At 52.2% G+C, this 14,902-nt stretch carries 21 protein-coding genes; all 21 read left to right on the top strand.

Annotation, left to right across the window (positions count from 1 at the left end; genetic code table 11):
* Nucleotides 1-39 precede the first annotated feature (39 nt).
* The 21 genes from rplP (at nucleotide 40) to AYK82_RS08415 (ending at nucleotide 14,708) form a co-directional block, all read left to right on the top strand.
* A complete protein-coding gene (gene rplP, locus AYK82_RS08515) occupies nucleotides 40-453 on the top strand; it encodes a 50S ribosomal protein L16 (protein ID WP_068314077.1) in 414 nt (137 codons plus the stop codon).
* Between the two features lie 23 nt (nucleotides 454-476).
* Nucleotides 477-677 carry a 50S ribosomal protein L29 gene (gene rpmC / locus AYK82_RS08510; protein WP_068314075.1) on the top strand — a complete coding sequence of 67 codons (201 nt, stop codon included), beginning with the start codon at nucleotides 477-479 and terminating at the stop codon, nucleotides 675-677.
* 10 nt (nucleotides 678-687) lie between these two features.
* A complete protein-coding gene (gene rpsQ / locus AYK82_RS08505) occupies nucleotides 688-930 on the top strand; it encodes a 30S ribosomal protein S17 (RefSeq protein WP_068314072.1) in 243 nt (80 codons plus the stop codon).
* A 72-nt stretch (nucleotides 931-1,002) separates the two neighbouring features.
* A complete protein-coding gene (gene rplN, locus AYK82_RS08500) occupies nucleotides 1,003-1,371 on the top strand; it encodes a 50S ribosomal protein L14 (protein ID WP_068314069.1) in 369 nt (122 codons plus the stop codon).
* Nucleotides 1,371-1,688: a 50S ribosomal protein L24 gene (gene rplX / locus AYK82_RS08495; RefSeq protein WP_068314066.1), complete on the top strand. Its 318-nt coding sequence runs from the start codon at nucleotides 1,371-1,373 to the stop codon at nucleotides 1,686-1,688. Before rplN ends, rplX begins: the two co-directional genes overlap by 1 nt.
* Entirely contained in the window at nucleotides 1,681-2,241 is a 561-nt protein-coding gene (gene rplE, locus AYK82_RS08490; protein ID WP_068314063.1) for a 50S ribosomal protein L5, read from the top strand. Before rplX ends, rplE begins: the two co-directional genes overlap by 8 nt.
* Nucleotides 2,242-2,274: 33 nt before the next feature.
* Nucleotides 2,275-2,580: a 30S ribosomal protein S14 gene (gene rpsN, locus AYK82_RS08485; RefSeq protein ID WP_068314060.1), complete on the top strand. Its 306-nt coding sequence runs from the start codon at nucleotides 2,275-2,277 to the stop codon at nucleotides 2,578-2,580.
* 12 nt (nucleotides 2,581-2,592) lie between these two features.
* A complete protein-coding gene (rpsH, locus tag AYK82_RS08480; protein WP_068314057.1) occupies nucleotides 2,593-2,991 on the top strand; it encodes a 30S ribosomal protein S8 in 399 nt (132 codons plus the stop codon).
* A gap of 47 nt (nucleotides 2,992-3,038) precedes the next feature.
* Nucleotides 3,039-3,572 (top strand): 50S ribosomal protein L6, encoded by a 534-nt coding sequence (gene rplF / locus AYK82_RS08475; protein ID WP_068314054.1) that lies wholly within the window; start codon nucleotides 3,039-3,041, stop codon nucleotides 3,570-3,572.
* 11 nt (nucleotides 3,573-3,583) lie between these two features.
* A complete protein-coding gene (gene rplR / locus AYK82_RS08470) occupies nucleotides 3,584-3,943 on the top strand; it encodes a 50S ribosomal protein L18 (RefSeq protein ID WP_068314052.1) in 360 nt (119 codons plus the stop codon).
* 44 nt (nucleotides 3,944-3,987) lie between these two features.
* Nucleotides 3,988-4,551, top strand: a complete 564-nt coding sequence (rpsE, locus tag AYK82_RS08465) for a 30S ribosomal protein S5 (RefSeq protein ID WP_068314049.1) — start codon at nucleotides 3,988-3,990, stop codon at nucleotides 4,549-4,551.
* 41 nt (nucleotides 4,552-4,592) lie between these two features.
* Nucleotides 4,593-4,787, top strand: coding sequence for a 50S ribosomal protein L30 (gene rpmD / locus AYK82_RS08460; protein WP_068314046.1), 195 nt, complete (start codon nucleotides 4,593-4,595; stop codon nucleotides 4,785-4,787).
* Between the two features lie 20 nt (nucleotides 4,788-4,807).
* Nucleotides 4,808-5,278 carry a 50S ribosomal protein L15 gene (rplO, locus tag AYK82_RS08455; protein ID WP_068314044.1) on the top strand — a complete coding sequence of 157 codons (471 nt, stop codon included), beginning with the start codon at nucleotides 4,808-4,810 and terminating at the stop codon, nucleotides 5,276-5,278.
* Nucleotides 5,279-5,321: 43 nt separating this feature from the next.
* Nucleotides 5,322-6,668: a preprotein translocase subunit SecY gene (gene secY / locus AYK82_RS08450; protein ID WP_068314042.1), complete on the top strand. Its 1,347-nt coding sequence runs from the start codon at nucleotides 5,322-5,324 to the stop codon at nucleotides 6,666-6,668.
* Complete coding sequence (locus AYK82_RS08445) at nucleotides 6,665-7,228, top strand: adenylate kinase (RefSeq protein ID WP_068314039.1); 564 nt, start codon at nucleotides 6,665-6,667, stop codon at nucleotides 7,226-7,228. Before secY ends, AYK82_RS08445 begins: the two co-directional genes overlap by 4 nt.
* 206 nt (nucleotides 7,229-7,434) lie before the next feature.
* Nucleotides 7,435-7,803, top strand: coding sequence for a 30S ribosomal protein S13 (gene rpsM, locus AYK82_RS08440; protein WP_068314036.1), 369 nt, complete (start codon nucleotides 7,435-7,437; stop codon nucleotides 7,801-7,803).
* A gap of 79 nt (nucleotides 7,804-7,882) precedes the next feature.
* Nucleotides 7,883-8,272: a 30S ribosomal protein S11 gene (gene rpsK, locus AYK82_RS08435; RefSeq protein ID WP_068314033.1), complete on the top strand. Its 390-nt coding sequence runs from the start codon at nucleotides 7,883-7,885 to the stop codon at nucleotides 8,270-8,272.
* 88 nt (nucleotides 8,273-8,360) lie between these two features.
* A complete protein-coding gene (locus AYK82_RS08430) occupies nucleotides 8,361-9,383 on the top strand; it encodes a DNA-directed RNA polymerase subunit alpha (protein ID WP_068314030.1) in 1,023 nt (340 codons plus the stop codon).
* 70 nt (nucleotides 9,384-9,453) lie between these two features.
* Entirely contained in the window at nucleotides 9,454-9,885 is a 432-nt protein-coding gene (rplQ, locus tag AYK82_RS08425) for a 50S ribosomal protein L17 (RefSeq protein ID WP_068314027.1), read from the top strand.
* A gap of 254 nt (nucleotides 9,886-10,139) precedes the next feature.
* The gene (locus tag AYK82_RS08420; protein WP_068314024.1) at nucleotides 10,140-12,332 is read left to right on the top strand and encodes a methyl-accepting chemotaxis protein; all 2,193 of its coding nucleotides are present in this window, start codon (nucleotides 10,140-10,142) and stop codon (nucleotides 12,330-12,332) included.
* Between the two features lie 198 nt (nucleotides 12,333-12,530).
* Nucleotides 12,531-14,708, top strand: a complete 2,178-nt coding sequence (locus tag AYK82_RS08415; protein WP_068314022.1) for a methyl-accepting chemotaxis protein — start codon at nucleotides 12,531-12,533, stop codon at nucleotides 14,706-14,708.
* The last annotated feature ends 194 nt before the right edge of the window (nucleotides 14,709-14,902 follow it).

Raw genomic sequence — 14,902 nt, 5'->3', positions numbered from 1 at the left:
CACCTCTTCACGACAGATCTAGTTTAAGAGAGAGAAGCGATGCTGCAACCAAAGCGAACTAAGTTCCGCAAGCAGCACAAGGGCCGCATCCATGGTAACGCCAAGGGCGGCACTGACCTCAATTTCGGCGCTTTCGGTTTGAAAGCGCTGGAGCCAGAGCGGGTAACCGCTCGTCAAATTGAGGCGGCCCGTCGTGCAATGACCCGCTACATGAAGCGTGCGGGTCGCGTGTGGATCCGTATCTTCCCGGACCTACCTGTGTCCTCCAAGCCGGCTGAAGTCCGCATGGGTAAGGGTAAAGGTAGCCCAGAATATTGGGCATGCCGGGTGAAGCCTGGTCGGATCATGTTTGAAATTGACGGCGTGTCAGAAGAAGTTGCTCGTGAGGCAATGCGTCTGGCAGCAGCCAAGCTCCCAATTAAGTGCCGCTTCGTGCAGCGCATTGGCGAGTAATCGGACATCGAAAGGAACAGGCCATGAAGGCTAGCGATGTACGGGCAAAGACCGAAGATCAACTGCGGGAAGACCTGGAGGGACTGAAAAAAGAACAGTTCAACCTGCGTTTCCAAAAGGCGACTGGTCAGCTCGAAAACACCGTGCGTGTACGACAGGTTCGTCGTGACATTGCACGGATTCAGACAATCCTGCGTGAAAAGCGCATGTCTGATAACGCTTAAGGAGCTCTAAATGCCAAAGCGTATTTTGCAGGGCGTCGTTGTCAGCGATGCGAATGACAAGACGGTTACGGTGAAGGTAGAGCGCCGCTTTACCCACCCGCTGCTGAAAAAAACTGTGCGCCGTACGAAGAAGTATCGTGCACACGATGAACAAAATTCTTACAAGGTTGGTGACACCGTCAGTATCGAAGAGTGCGCACCTATCTCTAAGAATAAGAAATGGGTCGTCGTCTCTAACGAGGCTGCGAACTAATCACGCATCCAGTTGTTCTGCCCGCTGTTAAAAGCGGGTGGATCGCTGAACTAAAGAATAAGGCGACGAGTCATGATTCAGATGCAAACAAACCTCGATGTGGCCGATAACTCCGGCGCACGTCGTGTCATGTGCATCAAAGTGCTCGGCGGTTCCAAGCGGAAGTATGCTGGCGTTGGCGACGTAATTGTTGTCTCCGTCAAGGAAGCTATCCCACGGGGCCGTGTCAAAAAGGGCGACGTGATGAAAGCTGTTGTCGTACGTACGGCGAAGGACATTCGCCGTCCAGATGGCAGCGTGATCCGTTTCGACCGCAATGCGGCCGTGCTGATCAACAACAACAAAGAACCGATCGGAACTCGTATTTTTGGCCCTGTTCCTCGTGAACTACGTGCCAAGAATCACATGAAGATCATTTCGCTTGCGCCGGAGGTGCTCTGATGCCCGCGAAAATCAAAAAAGGCGACACTGTAGTAGTGATCGCTGGCCGTGATAAAGGTAAATCCGGTGAAGTCATCCAGATGATCGCCGCCGAAAACCGCGCTGTCGTGCGTGGCGTAAACTTGGTGAAACGTCACCAGCGCCAGACCCAGCAGAGCGAAGGCGGTATTATCTCTAAGGAAGCACCGATCCAGCTTTCCAACCTGGCGATCGCAGATCCTAAGGACGGCAAGCCTACTCGCGTAGGTTTCAAAGCAAGCGAAGATGGTACCTTGGTACGCTTTGCAAAGCGTTCGGGAGATGTTATCGATGGCTGAAGCTAATACCCAACCACGGCTTAAAGCGCATTACGATGAAGTGGTGCGCAAACAGCTGCAGGAGAAGTTCAACTACTCCAACCCAATGATGATCCCATCCATTGAGAAAGTTGTTCTCAACATGGGCGTTGGTGAAGCAGTTGGTGATAGTAAGCGAGTTAAGACTGCTGCTGCAGATCTTTCCTTGATTGCTGGTCAAAAGGCGGTTATTACCCGTGCACGCAAATCTATCGCGACCTTTAAAGTTCGTGAAGGTATGCCGCTCGGTGCCAAAGTTACCCTTCGTCGTGCCCAGATGTTCGAATTCCTCGATCGTTTGGTCACCATCGCGCTGCCTCGAGTTCGTGACTTCCGTGGTCTGAACCCGAACGGCTTTGATGGTCGTGGTAACTACGCAATGGGCCTCAAAGAACACATTGTTTTCCCTGAGATCGACTACGATAAAGTTGATCACATGCTGGGTATGGACATTGTTGTTTGTACGAGTGCTAATACCGATGAGGAAGCGCGTGAACTACTGCGCGCGTTCAACTTCCCGTTCCGTGCTAAATAAGCACGGTATACGGGAAAGGAACGAGGACAGACGATGGCGAAGAAAAGCGCGGTCGAAAAAAACAAGCGGCGCGAGCGTCTTGTAGCTAAGTACGCTGATAAGCGCGCAGCCCTTAAGGCTATGGCCAAGGACGAGAACTTGTCCCTGGAGGAGCGGTTCAATGCACGGCTGAAGCTTGCTGAGCTTCCGCGCAATTCCGCGCCTATACGGGTACGCAACCGGTGTGAAGTCTCAGGTCGCCCACGCGGTTATTACCGCAAGCTGAAGATGTCACGTGTGGCACTTCGTGAGCTGGGTTCCCTGGGTAAGATCCCGGGTCTCGTGAAGTCGAGCTGGTAAGGAGTTACTGCAATGTCGATTTCCGATCCAGTCGGGGATATGATCACGCGCATTCGCAATGCGCAGATGCGTCGCAAGGGTAAGGTTTCTACACCTGCCTCCAAGCTACGCGCACGTATTCTGGACGTACTTGTTTCAGAAGGTTTCATCCGCGGTTACACCGCAGTTGAGTTTTCTGCTGGCAAGTCCGAACTTGAAATTGAACTGAAGTACTTTGATGGTGAGCCGGTTATCCGTACCATCGAGCGCGTGTCCAAGCCTGGGCGTCGTGTGTATTCTTCAGTGAAGAACATCCCTCACGTTGCAAACGGTCTGGGTGTGTCTATCCTTTCCACCCCTAAGGGTGTAATGGCTGACCATCAGGCACGTGATGAAAACGTGGGTGGTGAGGTGCTTTGCCGCGTCTTCTGATGCGGCATTGCCAACATTATTAAAACAACAACAGACAGGTTGATCTTATGTCTCGTATTGGCAAAAAGCCAGTCCCCGTGCCTAGCGGGGTAACGGCAACGATCAACGGCCAGGAAGTTGTCGTGAAAGGCCCGAAGGGGGAACTCTCCTTCGTGGCCCACGATGCTGTTCAGGTCGAAATGACGGATGATGGCATCCGCATTGATCCACGCAACCAGACCAAGCTGGCTCGCTCCATGTGGGGCATGTGCCGCACAATGATTGCGAACCTCATCACTGGTGTGACCGCAGGCTTTGAGAAAAAGCTTGAAATTACTGGTGTTGGTTACCGTGCACAAGTGCAGGGTTCTACACTCAATCTTGCTCTGGGTTTCTCTCACGATGTCAAATTTGCCATCCCTGAGGGTGTCCAGATTGCTTGCCCAAAACCGACTGAGATTGTAATCAACGGTATTAACAAGCAGCAAATCGGACAGGTCGCCGCGAACATCCGCGAATACCGTCCGCCTGAGCCGTACAAAGGCAAGGGTATTCGTTATGCGGACGAGCATATCGTTCGTAAGGAAGGCAAGAAGAAGTAACGGGTCGGACCATGGCGAATGGCAATTCTTTCGAACGTCGTCGCGCACGTGTGCGTCGTTCGATCAAAAAAGTAGCGAATGGGCGTCCAAGACTGTCCGTTTTCCGCTCGTCCAAACAGATCTATGCGCAGATTATCGACGATACCAAAGGTATCACCGTTGCTGCAGCATCTACGATCGAAACGGACATCAAGGGTACCTTGAAAACAGGTGCTGATAAGGAAGCCGCAGCGGCTGTTGGCAAGCTCATCGCTGAGCGCGCTATTGCTGCTGGCGTAAAAGAAGTCGTGTTCGATCGCGGCGGTTACATCTACCACGGCCGTGTGAAGGCTTTGGCTGATGCCGCTCGTGAAGGCGGACTGAATTTCTGATCAGCGCCTTTGCAGGTGCTCTTTAAGAAACGGAAGACATTAAAATGGCAAGACAGGACAACCGGGATCGTGAAGAGCGCGACAGCGAATTTGTCGATAAGCTCGTTCACATCAACCGTGTCGCAAAAGTAGTTAAGGGCGGTCGTCGCTTTGGCTTTGCTGCGCTCGTTGTCGTTGGTGACCAGAAGGGCCGCGTTGGCTTTGGTCACGGTAAGGCACGCGAAGTGCCTGAGGCAATCCGCAAGGCAACCGAAGCTGCAAAACGCTCTATGATCCGCGTTCCACTGCGCGAAGGCCGCACTCTACATCACGATGTAGAGGGGCGTCACGGCGCAGGTAAGGTGCTGCTGCGTGCAGCGCCATCTGGTACCGGTATCATTGCAGGCGGTCCAATGCGTGCAGTGTTCGAAACACTTGGTGTTCAGGACGTTGTTGCAAAGTCTCTGGGCAGCTCGAACCCATACAACATGGTTCGCGCAACCTTTGACGCATTGACGAGAGAAGATAGCCCGCGTTCCGTTGCAGCGCGCCGTGGCCTCAAAGTTTCCGCTTTGCAGGCACGCCGTCGTGACAATGATGATGCGGTTGTGGTGAGGAGCGAAGCGTAAGCTTCGTTCTGTCCGCAGAAATTTGAACAAGGGTTAGTGTCATGGCTAATACTGAAAAGACCGTAACGGTCGAGCAGGTCGGCAGCCCACTTCGCCGTCCAAAAGATCAGCGTGCTACGCTGGTCGGCCTTGGCTTGAACAAGATGCACCGTCGTTCCACACTGAAGGATACTCCTGAAGTTCGTGGCATGATCCGTAAGGTCCAGCATCTCGTTCGCGTCGTTGATGAAGCGTAATTGGTGCCAGGAGAAAAACGATGAAGCTCAATGAACTTCAGGACAATCCGGGTGCAGTTAAAGAACGTACTCGCGTAGGCCGCGGTATCGGTTCCGGTAAAGGAAAAACCGGTGGCCGTGGTGTAAAGGGTCAGAAGTCCCGTTCTGGTGTTGCGATCAAGGGTTTTGAAGGTGGTCAGATGCCATTGCATCGCCGTCTGCCAAAGCGCGGGTTCACCAACATCTTTGCAAAAGACTTCACTGCTGTTAACGTAGGCCGCATCCAGACTGCTATCGACGCAGGTAAACTGGACGCCTCTGCGACTGTAACTGCAGAAGCTCTTAAAGCAGCTGGCGTAATTCGCCGCGTAAAAGACGGTGTCCGTCTTCTTGCCGGTGGTGAGCTGAAAGCTGCTGTGACCTTTGAAATTGCTGGTGCTTCGAAAACTGCTGTTGAAGCAGTTGAAAAAGCAGGCGGTAAGGTCGATATCAAGGGAGCTAAGGCCGAATAGGCCTTGCTCTTTTTTTTGGGGATTTTAACGACCGGAGCGCAGTATGGCTTCTGCTGCCGAGCAACTTGCTTCAAACCTTAACTTTTCGGCCTTTACCAAGGCTGAAGAACTGAAGAAGAGGATCTGGTTTACACTGGGCGCTCTTTTGGTTTACCGGTTCGGTACTTACATCCCTCTACCTGGAATTAATCCTGATGCGCTCGCGCAGGCTTTTGGCAACGTACAGACAGGCATTATCGGCCTGTTCAATATGTTTGCCGGGGGTGCTGTCGAGCGCATGGCTATTTTTGCACTCGGCATTATGCCGTACATTTCAGCCTCGATTATTATCCAGTTGATGACTTCGGTAGTTCCTTCGTTGGAGCAACTGAAGAAAGAGGGCGAGACCGGGCGAAAAAAAATCAACCAGTACACACGCTATGGCACCGTACTGTTGGCGACTTTTCAAGCCTACGGCATTTCTGTCGGGCTAGAATCGAGTGCCAACGTCGTTGTTGAGCCGGGCATGTTCTTCCGACTTTCCACCGTGCTTACGCTGGTGGGCGGTACCATGTTTATGATGTGGCTGGGTGAACAGATTACGTCCCGCGGGATCGGTAACGGCATTTCGCTGATTATCTTCTCTGGTATTGTTGCAGGCCTGCCGGTGTCTTTGGCTTCCACGTTGGAGCTTGGCCGTCAGGGTGCTTTGGCTGGCTGGGTGATTGCCGCTGTGATTGTTATCGCAGTGATTGTGATTGCCGTTATTGTGTTTATGGAGCGGGCGCAGCGTCGATTGCTGATCCAGTATCCGCGCCGACAACACGGTAACAAGATGTATGAGGGTAACTCCTCGTTCTTGCCTTTGAAGCTCAACACTGCCGGTGTCATTCCGCCGATTTTTGCAAGCTCCTTGCTGCTGGTTCCTGCGACTTTGTCAAGTTTTCAGGCAAGTGGTGCCGAGACTTCTGCTGCAACCGAATGGCTCACAACGATCACGGCCTTTCTTGGTCATGGTCAGCCGGGCTACATGGTGATGTATGCTGCGCTGATCATCTTCTTCTGTTTCTTCTACACCGCGATTGTTTTCAATCCCAGTGAGACAGCAGACAACCTGAAGAAGCATGGCGGCTTTATTCCGGGCATTCGTCCTGGTGAGCGTACTGCCGAGCACATCGATTTTGTGTTGACGCGTATTACCGTTGTTGGTGCGATTTACATTACCCTCATCTGTCTCTTACCCGAATTCCTAATTTCGGCGACAGGTGTTCCGTTTTACTTTGGCGGTACTTCGCTGCTGATTGTCGTGAGTGTGACAATGGATACTGTTTCCCAGATCCAAGGACATTTGCTGGCGCATCAGTACGAGGGGCTGGTTAAGAAGACGAAACTACGGGGTAAACGTCGATGAGACTCATTTTGCTTGGCCCTCCTGGGGCAGGTAAGGGCACGCAGGCTGCCCGTCTGGTGGAGAAGCACGGAATTGTGCAGCTCTCAACTGGCGATATGCTGCGTGCCGCTGTAGCTGCTGAGAGCGAGGTCGGTCTCAAAGTGAAGGGTGTGCTGGATCGCGGCGAATTGGTATCGGACGAGTTGATCGTGTCGATTATTGCAGACCGCATCGAAGCGCAAGATTGTGCCAATGGTTTCATTCTTGACGGCTTCCCGCGCACCATCGCTCAGGCTGATGCTCTTGAAGAGCTGCTTGCAAACAAAGGTATCAAGCTGGACGGCGTTGTTCAGCTTGAGGTCGACGAGGCGATCCTGCTGGACCGAATCAAGACCCGTGCTGCGGAAAGCGCTGAGGTGCGTTCCGATGACAATGAAGAGGCGCTAAAGAAGCGTCTTGACGTTTACAACAAGCAAACAGCACCGTTGGTTGACTACTACAAGGGCAAAGGTTCCTTGAAGCCAGTTGACGGCATGCAAAGTGTTGATGCAGTTGCAGCACAGATTGATGCGGCTCTTTAGGGGCTTAACGATCTATTAATTTTCTGCGAGGCGCTTGCGCTTTTATGCAGAATAAAGTATAGCCGGCGCACATCGAAACCATATTCGATTGGCGCCGGTTTTCCTTGGGAAACCGAGGCCAATCTTTTTGCTGTGGGGAGAGCTTATGTTCAACCTGCAGGAAATGGGAGAGGGGACATCCCGTTCCCTCGTAAAGGAGAGAAAACGTGGCCCGTATTGCTGGCGTCAATATTCCGACGAACAAGCGCGTAGTTATCGCGCTGCAGTACATTCATGGTATCGGCCCGAAGTTCGCTGCTGAAATCACCGAAAAGGTGGGGATTGCAGCCGAGCGCCGGGTGAACGAACTTTCTGATCAGGAAGTTCTGCGTGTCCGTGAAACCATCGATGCAGACTACCTCGTAGAAGGTGACCTGCGCCGTGAAACTGCAATGAACATCAAGCGTCTCATGGACCTTGGCTGCTACCGTGGCCTGCGCCACCGTCGTGGTCTGCCGGTTCGTGGTCAGCGCACGCATACCAACGCACGTACCCGTAAGGGTCCTGCGAAAGCGATTGCTGGTAAGAAGAAGTAAGCTACCGGCTATAAATCGCTAGGTGGAGCCGCCGGGATATAAGCTACGGCGGTGCAGATATCGAAAGATAGGAAACAAGATGGCTAAAGATTCGGCGCGTGTGCGTCGTCGCGAACGGAAGAATATTTCTTCTGGTATCGCGCATGTGAACTCTACGTTCAACAACACCATGATTACCATTACCGATGCACAGGGTAATGCGATTTCCTGGTCTTCTGCCGGCGCACTCGGCTTTAAGGGTTCTCGTAAGTCGACCCCTTATGCTGCTCAGGTTGCTGCCGAAGAGGCTGGTAAGAAAGCTGCCGAGCACGGGATGCGGACTTTGGAAGTAGAAGTTCGCGGTCCAGGTTCTGGACGTGAATCCGCTCTGCGCGCGCTTCAGGCTGCTGGTTTCGTGATTACATCTATCCGTGATGTAACCCCGATCCCGCACAACGGTTGCCGTCCGCGCAAGCGTCGTCGCGTCTGATTCATTCTCAGGCAAATTGTAAACTCTTGGCCAAGTATGGTTGGCCTTAACATGTTAAGGCCGACGGGATAGCCAGAAGGGTAAAAACGTGACAATTCAAAAAAACTGGCAAGAACTTATCAAGCCAACCCAACTTGACGTACGTGCAGGTGATGACAGCCGTTTCAAAGCTGCTGTGGTTGCCGAGCCTCTGGAGCGTGGCTACGGCCTCACTCTTGGCAATGCGCTGCGCCGCGTGCTGCTCAGCTCCTTGCAGGGTGCTGCCGTTACTGCGATCCAGATCGATGGTGTGCTGCACGAGTTCTCCTCCATTCCGGGCGTTCGTGAAGATGTTACCGACATCATCTTGAACATCAAAGAGCTTGCTCTGCGGATGGATGGCGATGGTCCAAAGCGCATGGTACTGCGCAAGCAGGGCCCGGGTTCGGTTTATGCCGGTGACATTACCCCTGTTGGTGATGTTGAGATCCTCAATCCGGATCTGTTGATCTGTAACCTTGATGAGGGCGCGGAAGTGCGCATCGAGTTTACTGTCAACAAGGGTAAGGGTTATGTGGCTGCTGCGGCTAACCGTCCGGAAGATGCGCCAATTGGCCTTATTCCGGTAGATAGCCTGTATTCACCGGTCAAGAAAGTGTCCTACAAGGTGGAAAACACCCGTGAAGGTCAGGTTCTTGATTATGACAAGCTGACACTGACTGTTGAAACCGACGGTTCTGTTGCGCCTGAAGATGCTGTGGCTTTTGCGGCACGTATCTTGCAGGATCAGCTGTCTATCTTCGTGAACTTCGAAGAGCCAAAGCGTGAAGTACAGGAAGACGTGGTTGCGGAACTGGCCTTCAACCCTGCTCTGTTGAAAAAGGTTGACGAGCTTGAGCTGTCCGTTCGCTCTGCAAACTGCCTGAAGAACGACAACATCGTCTATATTGGCGATCTCATCCAGAAGACAGAGGCAGAAATGCTTCGTACGCCGAACTTCGGTCGTAAGTCTTTGAACGAGATCAAAGAAGTTCTGGCGCAGATGGGCCTGCATCTCGGTATGGAAGTGGCCAACTGGCCGCCTGAAAATATCGATGATCTAGCCAAGCGCTATGAAGACCACCAATATTGATTTAACATGGTAGCAAGTTGCTGCCCATCAGGCCCCAAAAGGGCCGTGTAGAGACACAAAGGAGAGGGCCATGCGCCACGGTAATTCCGGCCGCAAGCTCAATCGGACGTCTAGCCATCGTAAAGCTATGTTTGCCAACATGGCTGCTGCTCTTATCGAGCACGAGCAGATTGTAACGACGCTTCCGAAAGCTAAAGAGCTTCGTCCAATCATTGAGAAGCTGATCACTCTTGGTAAGCGCGGCGACCTGCATGCACGTCGTCAAGCGATTTCCCAGACGCGTGACGTTGCTATGGTACGCAAGCTGTTTGACGTACTGGGCGAGCGTTACAAAGACCGTCAGGGTGGTTACGCACGCGTTCTGAAGGCCGGTTTCCGCTATGGTGATAATGCACCAATGGCTGTAATCGAGCTGGTTGACCGCGATGTGAATGCACGCGGTGCTGCTGATCGTGCACGTGTTGAAGCTGAAGAAGCTGCCGGCGACGAAGCTGCGGCATAATAGCTTAGCTTAGTAAAGCAATCAGGAAGGCGCTCCCGTATTCGGGTGTGCCTTCTTTTGTTTTTGTAAATGGTTGATATTGAATATATTTCTGATAATTAAAAATGTAATAGCAGCGTATACAGTAACGGGAAATTGACGATTTAGCTGCATTTTTCTTTATACTAATGGTTTTACAGTACTCGACGTACAAGCATAGTTAAATTAACCTAACCACCATTGAGGCAACCGCTGATTTGTGATTGGGGAATTTAATGAAGAAGAATAGGGACACAGAAAAGCGTCGTAGTAATTCAAGCAATCGTCTTCATCGTATTGCCCTTCGGCTACCGATACTCATGACAGGTTTGGCTATTTCTGCGACATTGGTTGTATCTTTGCTTGCCTACAATCAAGGGGAGAGTACGCTTGTTGCCAAGGCGCGGCAGGAAATGTCGTTGCTGGCGAATTCGCGCGCAGAATCATTGGCGGAACGGCTGAAATTCATGGAAGCGGATATGGTCCGACTTACCCGGAGCGCTTCCATGCAGGCAACAATGGGTGACCTTAACAATGCGTTGCGTTCGATTGAAGCGGATCGCGAGGAACTTGTTAAGTACTTCCAGCCAGAAGATTCTACTGTAGAGGAGCGCCGTGAAAAAACAGGAAAAGGGCATCCTTCCGTTTATGCATGGCGGCATACGGCCGTACATCAGGATTTCATCGATACGATCGAAATTGGCCATTACAAAGACATAGTAGTGGTCAACAATGATGGCAATGTGGTCTACACCGCGAACAAGGGCTATGAATTCCTTCGCGGGGTCGCAGATAGCGGCATGCAAACCACTTATGTGGCGAAGATTGTTGACTATCTAAAGGACGCCAAGGTTGGCGAGTTTTTTATTAGTCCGATGCATGCCTATGGGCCGGATCTTGGGCAACCCTCTGTAGTAGTCGGCATTCCGATTTATCTTGAGAAATTTCAAAAAACGGTACGTAGTGGCACACTCCTTTTGCGTCTTGATACCAACTATTTTGATGCGGTCGTTGGCAATCGCAAAGGCTTGGGCGAGACAGGTCAGACCTATCTTGTAAACCTTGGCGGTATTGCGATTTCCGATATTCCGTTAAAAGAGGGCAGTTCTGCATTGGCTGCGCGTCTACCTGCCGAAGTGAATACTCTGCTTGATTTTCAGGGATTGGCGTCGGGCAAGGTGAAAAGCACCTTCACCGAATATGATGGCAAATTCTACTACGCAGCGCGGGTGCCAATGAAGGATTACCCAAGTATCGTGATAGCGGAATATGCTAAGGCTGAATCTCTCTCGGCGGTTCAAAAGCTGTTTGATTCAATGCTGGTTAGCGGGTTGTTGGTGCTGCTGGTTATAACTGTGATTGGCTATGTATTTGCGCAGCGCATCACATCGCCACTTGGCCGCTTGACAAAAACGCTGAACGATATCGAAGCCGGTAATCTTGACGTAGACATTCCGTCCGCGCGGCGTAAGGATGAGATCGGTGATATTGGGAAAGCCGTGCGGAGCTTCCGCGAGGGACTGAAGCGCGCAAAAATGCTTGATGAGGAAGCGCACCAAGCGCAGGAAGAGCGCAATAAGCGTGCTGAACATCTTGCGGAGATCAACGCTGAGTTTGATCAAGGCATACGCGGCGTGTTGCAATCTGTCTCTCGGTCAGGTGACCAGCTTGGCCAGACAGCGGAGAGCATGGCGGCAATTTCCGAACAGACGAACTCAGAAGCTCAAACGGTGTCTTCAGCCTCAGAGCAATCGCTCATGAATTTGCAGGCGGTTGCAGGGGCGGCTGAAGAGCTATCAGCTACTGTCGGTGAGATTGATCGGGAGGTACGCCGTTCCGCCGAGATATCGCAGAGCGCTGCTGAAAAAGCGAGCGCTGCGCAAGGTTCGGTGCAGGGCTTGATGGAAGCGGCCAATCGTATTGGTGAGGTGGTTTCTCTCATCAATGACATTGCGGAGCAGACAAACCTACTTGCGCTTAATGCGACAATTGAAGCGGCACGCGCTGGTGAGGCGGGTAAAGGCTTTGCGGTTGTTGCGTCGGAGGTGAAGGGGCTTGCCAACCAGACTGGCCAGGCGACCGGTGAGATTTCGGTGCAGATTCAAGCGGTGCAGCGCGAGACAGAAAAAGCTGTTGGCGCGATTGAAGAGATTGCCGAGGTCATAACGCAGATCAACGAGGTAGCAACAGCTATTGCCGGGGCAATTCAGGAGCAGTCTGTGACAGCGACAGATATTTCTGGGAATATCCAACAAGTGACTGCCGGATCTTCAGAGGTGGCGCAGGCGATTACGCGGGTGTCCAATATTGCCGCGGATGCGGGCGGGGAGGCTGAGCAGGTGCTCACTGCGGCTAATCAGCTTAACGAGCAATCTGAAAAGCTTCGGGCAATGGTGGAGAGTTATCTTCAAAATGTGAAGGAAAGCTAGCGCGAAAAAAGGAGGCCTCGGCCTCCTTTTTTTTGTCCTGCATATGGGAAAATTTTAATTAATATAATGGGTTGCGTAAAATTTGTCCCGCTAAGTCACTTTACAGTTGCAAACTGCTTGTATACGCTACTTCTGAATTAGGGGGCGAGAAAATTAGTGTGAAGCGGCCTGCAAGCCGCGTGTTTTAGGGGAAGTATTGTGGCTGCAACTACAGATATTAAAGGGGCGAAACCCGGCAGGAAGCAGAAATGGGCATTTCGTGCTTCAGGCATCGGGTTTTTATTGCCTGTTGTGATTGCTGGTCTGGCACTTGTCGGTGTCGCTGCTGTTGGTGTTTTCGCAGAGTTTACCTCGCGTCAAGTTGTACTTGGTGAAGTCGAAAAACAACTTGAACTCACAGCGGAAAGTCGTCGGGGCGCACTGCGCGCCAGAATTGACAATGCAACGCAGAGCCTTTTGTCGCTTGCCAATGGCCCTGTTCAGCAGCAGCTGACGGATGTCATTTTCCAAGCAATTGGTATTGCTGAGGGCATGGAAACTGGCCTTGAGCAGATTAAGGCTGACTTCCAAGGTGAAGATACAGATGCCTTTGAGCGCTCGGAAAACTTTGGCAGTACGACAACATTTTATGGCTACAAGCACAAAGGCATTCACCAGCCTTTTTATGATCTTTATTTTTCCGGGGCCGTGGAAGACCTCTACGTGGCAAGGCCAGATGGTTTCATCGTCTATTCTGTCACCAAGAGCCGTGAGTTTCTTACAAACATTAATGATAGTGACTATGATGGCCAAGGCATTCGCATGGCTTTTGAGCGCGGCCTGAAGCTGCGGCAGGGCCAAAGCTTTGCCACGGATTTTCGACCTTACGCTTTTGGCGATGGATCGATGAGCCTGTTTTTGTCCTACCCTATTTATAAAGCCGATCAGGTCGTTGCAGTTCAGATTGCCCGTATTTCCACCCACTTCGCAAAAGGGATATTGAGCGAAAGCTCGTTGCTGGGTGATCGCAACTTGAACTATCTAGCGACGGTAAGAGGTGAGATGCTCACCATTCCACGTGGCTTGAAAGGTGTAAAGCCGCTTGATGTGCATGTCCCCTTTGTGCAGGACGCAAAGTTGGCGCTTGGGCAAAGTAAAATCTACAGAGTGAATGACAAGCTTTATGCAGTTGAAGCAGCCGATGTGTTTGCCAATCTCGATTACCTTGTCTCTGAGCTGCCAATGGAAGTTGCGACCCAAAGCGTGACCAACGTGCGCAATGCAATCATGGTGGGGGCTGGCGTTGTCGGCTTAATTGTGCTGGCACTTGGCGTGCTGCTGGCTAGATATTTTGCAACGCCGCTGGCTGCTCTCAATCGCTCAATCGGCGATATTGCTGATGGTGATCTGGAGCGGGGTATTCCTGCGATCAAGCGTCGTGATGAAATCGGTGATATTGCGCGTGCGGTTGATTTGTTCAAGCAAGGTTTGCAGGATGAGCGCGAACTGCGCAAGGAACGTGCAAGAGAGCAGGAAGAGCGCAATCAGCGGGCGGAATTGATGGAAGAGCTTAATGCCGAGTTCGACCAGAAGGTTCGTGGAATCTTGCAGGAAGTTACCGAAGCGGGAGACACGCTCAACACAACTGCCAAGTCGATGGCGCGGATGTCCGAGCAGACCAACTCTGAAGCACAAACGGTGTCATCGGCCTCCGAGCAGTCGCTGATGAACTTGCAGGCAGTGGCCGGGGCAACGGAAGAACTGTCGGCGACTTCGGGCGAGATTGATCGCGAAATCCGCCAGTCGGCGGATATTTCCCGTGAGGCGGCAGAAACCGCAAGCAGTGCGTCCACAACCATTCACGGTTTGCAACAGGCGGCCGTTCGAATTGGCGAAGTTGTTTCTCTGATCAACGATATTGCCGAGCAAACCAATCTGCTGGCGTTGAACGCAACCATCGAGGCAGCGCGTGCTGGCGAGGCAGGGCGCGGTTTTGCCGTAGTGGCATCGGAAGTGAAAGAGCTGGCCAACCAGACCGGCAGCGCGACAGGCGAGATCTCGGCACAAATTCAGGCGGTGCAGAATGAAACGCAGCAAGCGGTTGCGGCGATAGATGAGATCGCCAAGGTCATCGCACGTATCAACGAGGTTTCCAGCGCTGTGGCGGGAGCTGCCGAAGAGCAGTCCGTCACCTCCACAGAGATTTCCGGCAATATCCAACAGGTGACGTCTGGATCGCAGGAAGTGGCTTCTGCTATTTCCCGTGTGAGCCAGATTGCGGAAGATACAGGTATAGAAGCGCAAGGGGTTTTGAAAGCAGCTGATAAGCTATCTGGACAGTCTGAGCGGCTATCCGGACTGGTCGAGACCTACCTCAACAACATCAAGGCAATCTAAGGACGTTGCCCAGCAGCCTTCTTCGGGCCCTCGCGACTTGGTTGTCGCGGGGGCCTTTTTGTTGTGATGCGGTGCGGCGATCTCCCATGAAAGGCAGAGCCAGCAAAAATGGGGAAAGTGTTTTTGCGGCTTATTGCTGCCGCAGTTAAAGCGCTATGGTTTGTCCAGTAGTTTGCAAAATCGGGACAGTTTTT

The sequence above is a fragment of the Polycladidibacter hongkongensis genome, assembly GCF_001561995.1.
GTDB classification, from domain to species: domain Bacteria; phylum Pseudomonadota; class Alphaproteobacteria; order Rhizobiales; family Stappiaceae; genus Pseudovibrio; species Pseudovibrio hongkongensis.
The sequence above is the reverse complement of the archived record's forward strand: the minus strand, read 5'-3'. Positions and strand labels throughout refer to the sequence as shown.

Bases quoted from the DNA above. Each gene is read 5' to 3' on its own strand.
- rplX (WP_068314066.1), top strand. From the start codon at position 1,371: ATGCCCGCGAAAATCAAAAAAGGCGACACTGTAGTAGTGATCGCTGGC.
- AYK82_RS08445 (WP_068314039.1), top strand. From the start codon at position 6,665: ATGAGACTCATTTTGCTTGGCCCTCCTGGGGCAGGTAAGGGCACGCAG.
- rpsE (WP_068314049.1), top strand. From the start codon at position 3,988: ATGGCAAGACAGGACAACCGGGATCGTGAAGAGCGCGACAGCGAATTT.
- rplP (WP_068314077.1), top strand. From the start codon at position 40: ATGCTGCAACCAAAGCGAACTAAGTTCCGCAAGCAGCACAAGGGCCGC.
- rplO (WP_068314044.1), top strand. From the start codon at position 4,808: ATGAAGCTCAATGAACTTCAGGACAATCCGGGTGCAGTTAAAGAACGT.
- rpmD (WP_068314046.1), top strand. From the start codon at position 4,593: ATGGCTAATACTGAAAAGACCGTAACGGTCGAGCAGGTCGGCAGCCCA.
- AYK82_RS08420 (WP_068314024.1), top strand. From the start codon at position 10,140: ATGAAGAAGAATAGGGACACAGAAAAGCGTCGTAGTAATTCAAGCAAT.
- rpsK (WP_068314033.1), top strand. From the start codon at position 7,883: ATGGCTAAAGATTCGGCGCGTGTGCGTCGTCGCGAACGGAAGAATATT.
- rpsN (WP_068314060.1), top strand. From the start codon at position 2,275: ATGGCGAAGAAAAGCGCGGTCGAAAAAAACAAGCGGCGCGAGCGTCTT.
- rplE (WP_068314063.1), top strand. From the start codon at position 1,681: ATGGCTGAAGCTAATACCCAACCACGGCTTAAAGCGCATTACGATGAA.
- rpmC (WP_068314075.1), top strand. From the start codon at position 477: ATGAAGGCTAGCGATGTACGGGCAAAGACCGAAGATCAACTGCGGGAA.
- rplQ (WP_068314027.1), top strand. From the start codon at position 9,454: ATGCGCCACGGTAATTCCGGCCGCAAGCTCAATCGGACGTCTAGCCAT.
- rplN (WP_068314069.1), top strand. From the start codon at position 1,003: ATGATTCAGATGCAAACAAACCTCGATGTGGCCGATAACTCCGGCGCA.
- rpsH (WP_068314057.1), top strand. From the start codon at position 2,593: ATGTCGATTTCCGATCCAGTCGGGGATATGATCACGCGCATTCGCAAT.
- rplF (WP_068314054.1), top strand. From the start codon at position 3,039: ATGTCTCGTATTGGCAAAAAGCCAGTCCCCGTGCCTAGCGGGGTAACG.
- secY (WP_068314042.1), top strand. From the start codon at position 5,322: ATGGCTTCTGCTGCCGAGCAACTTGCTTCAAACCTTAACTTTTCGGCC.
- rplR (WP_068314052.1), top strand. From the start codon at position 3,584: ATGGCGAATGGCAATTCTTTCGAACGTCGTCGCGCACGTGTGCGTCGT.
- rpsQ (WP_068314072.1), top strand. From the start codon at position 688: ATGCCAAAGCGTATTTTGCAGGGCGTCGTTGTCAGCGATGCGAATGAC.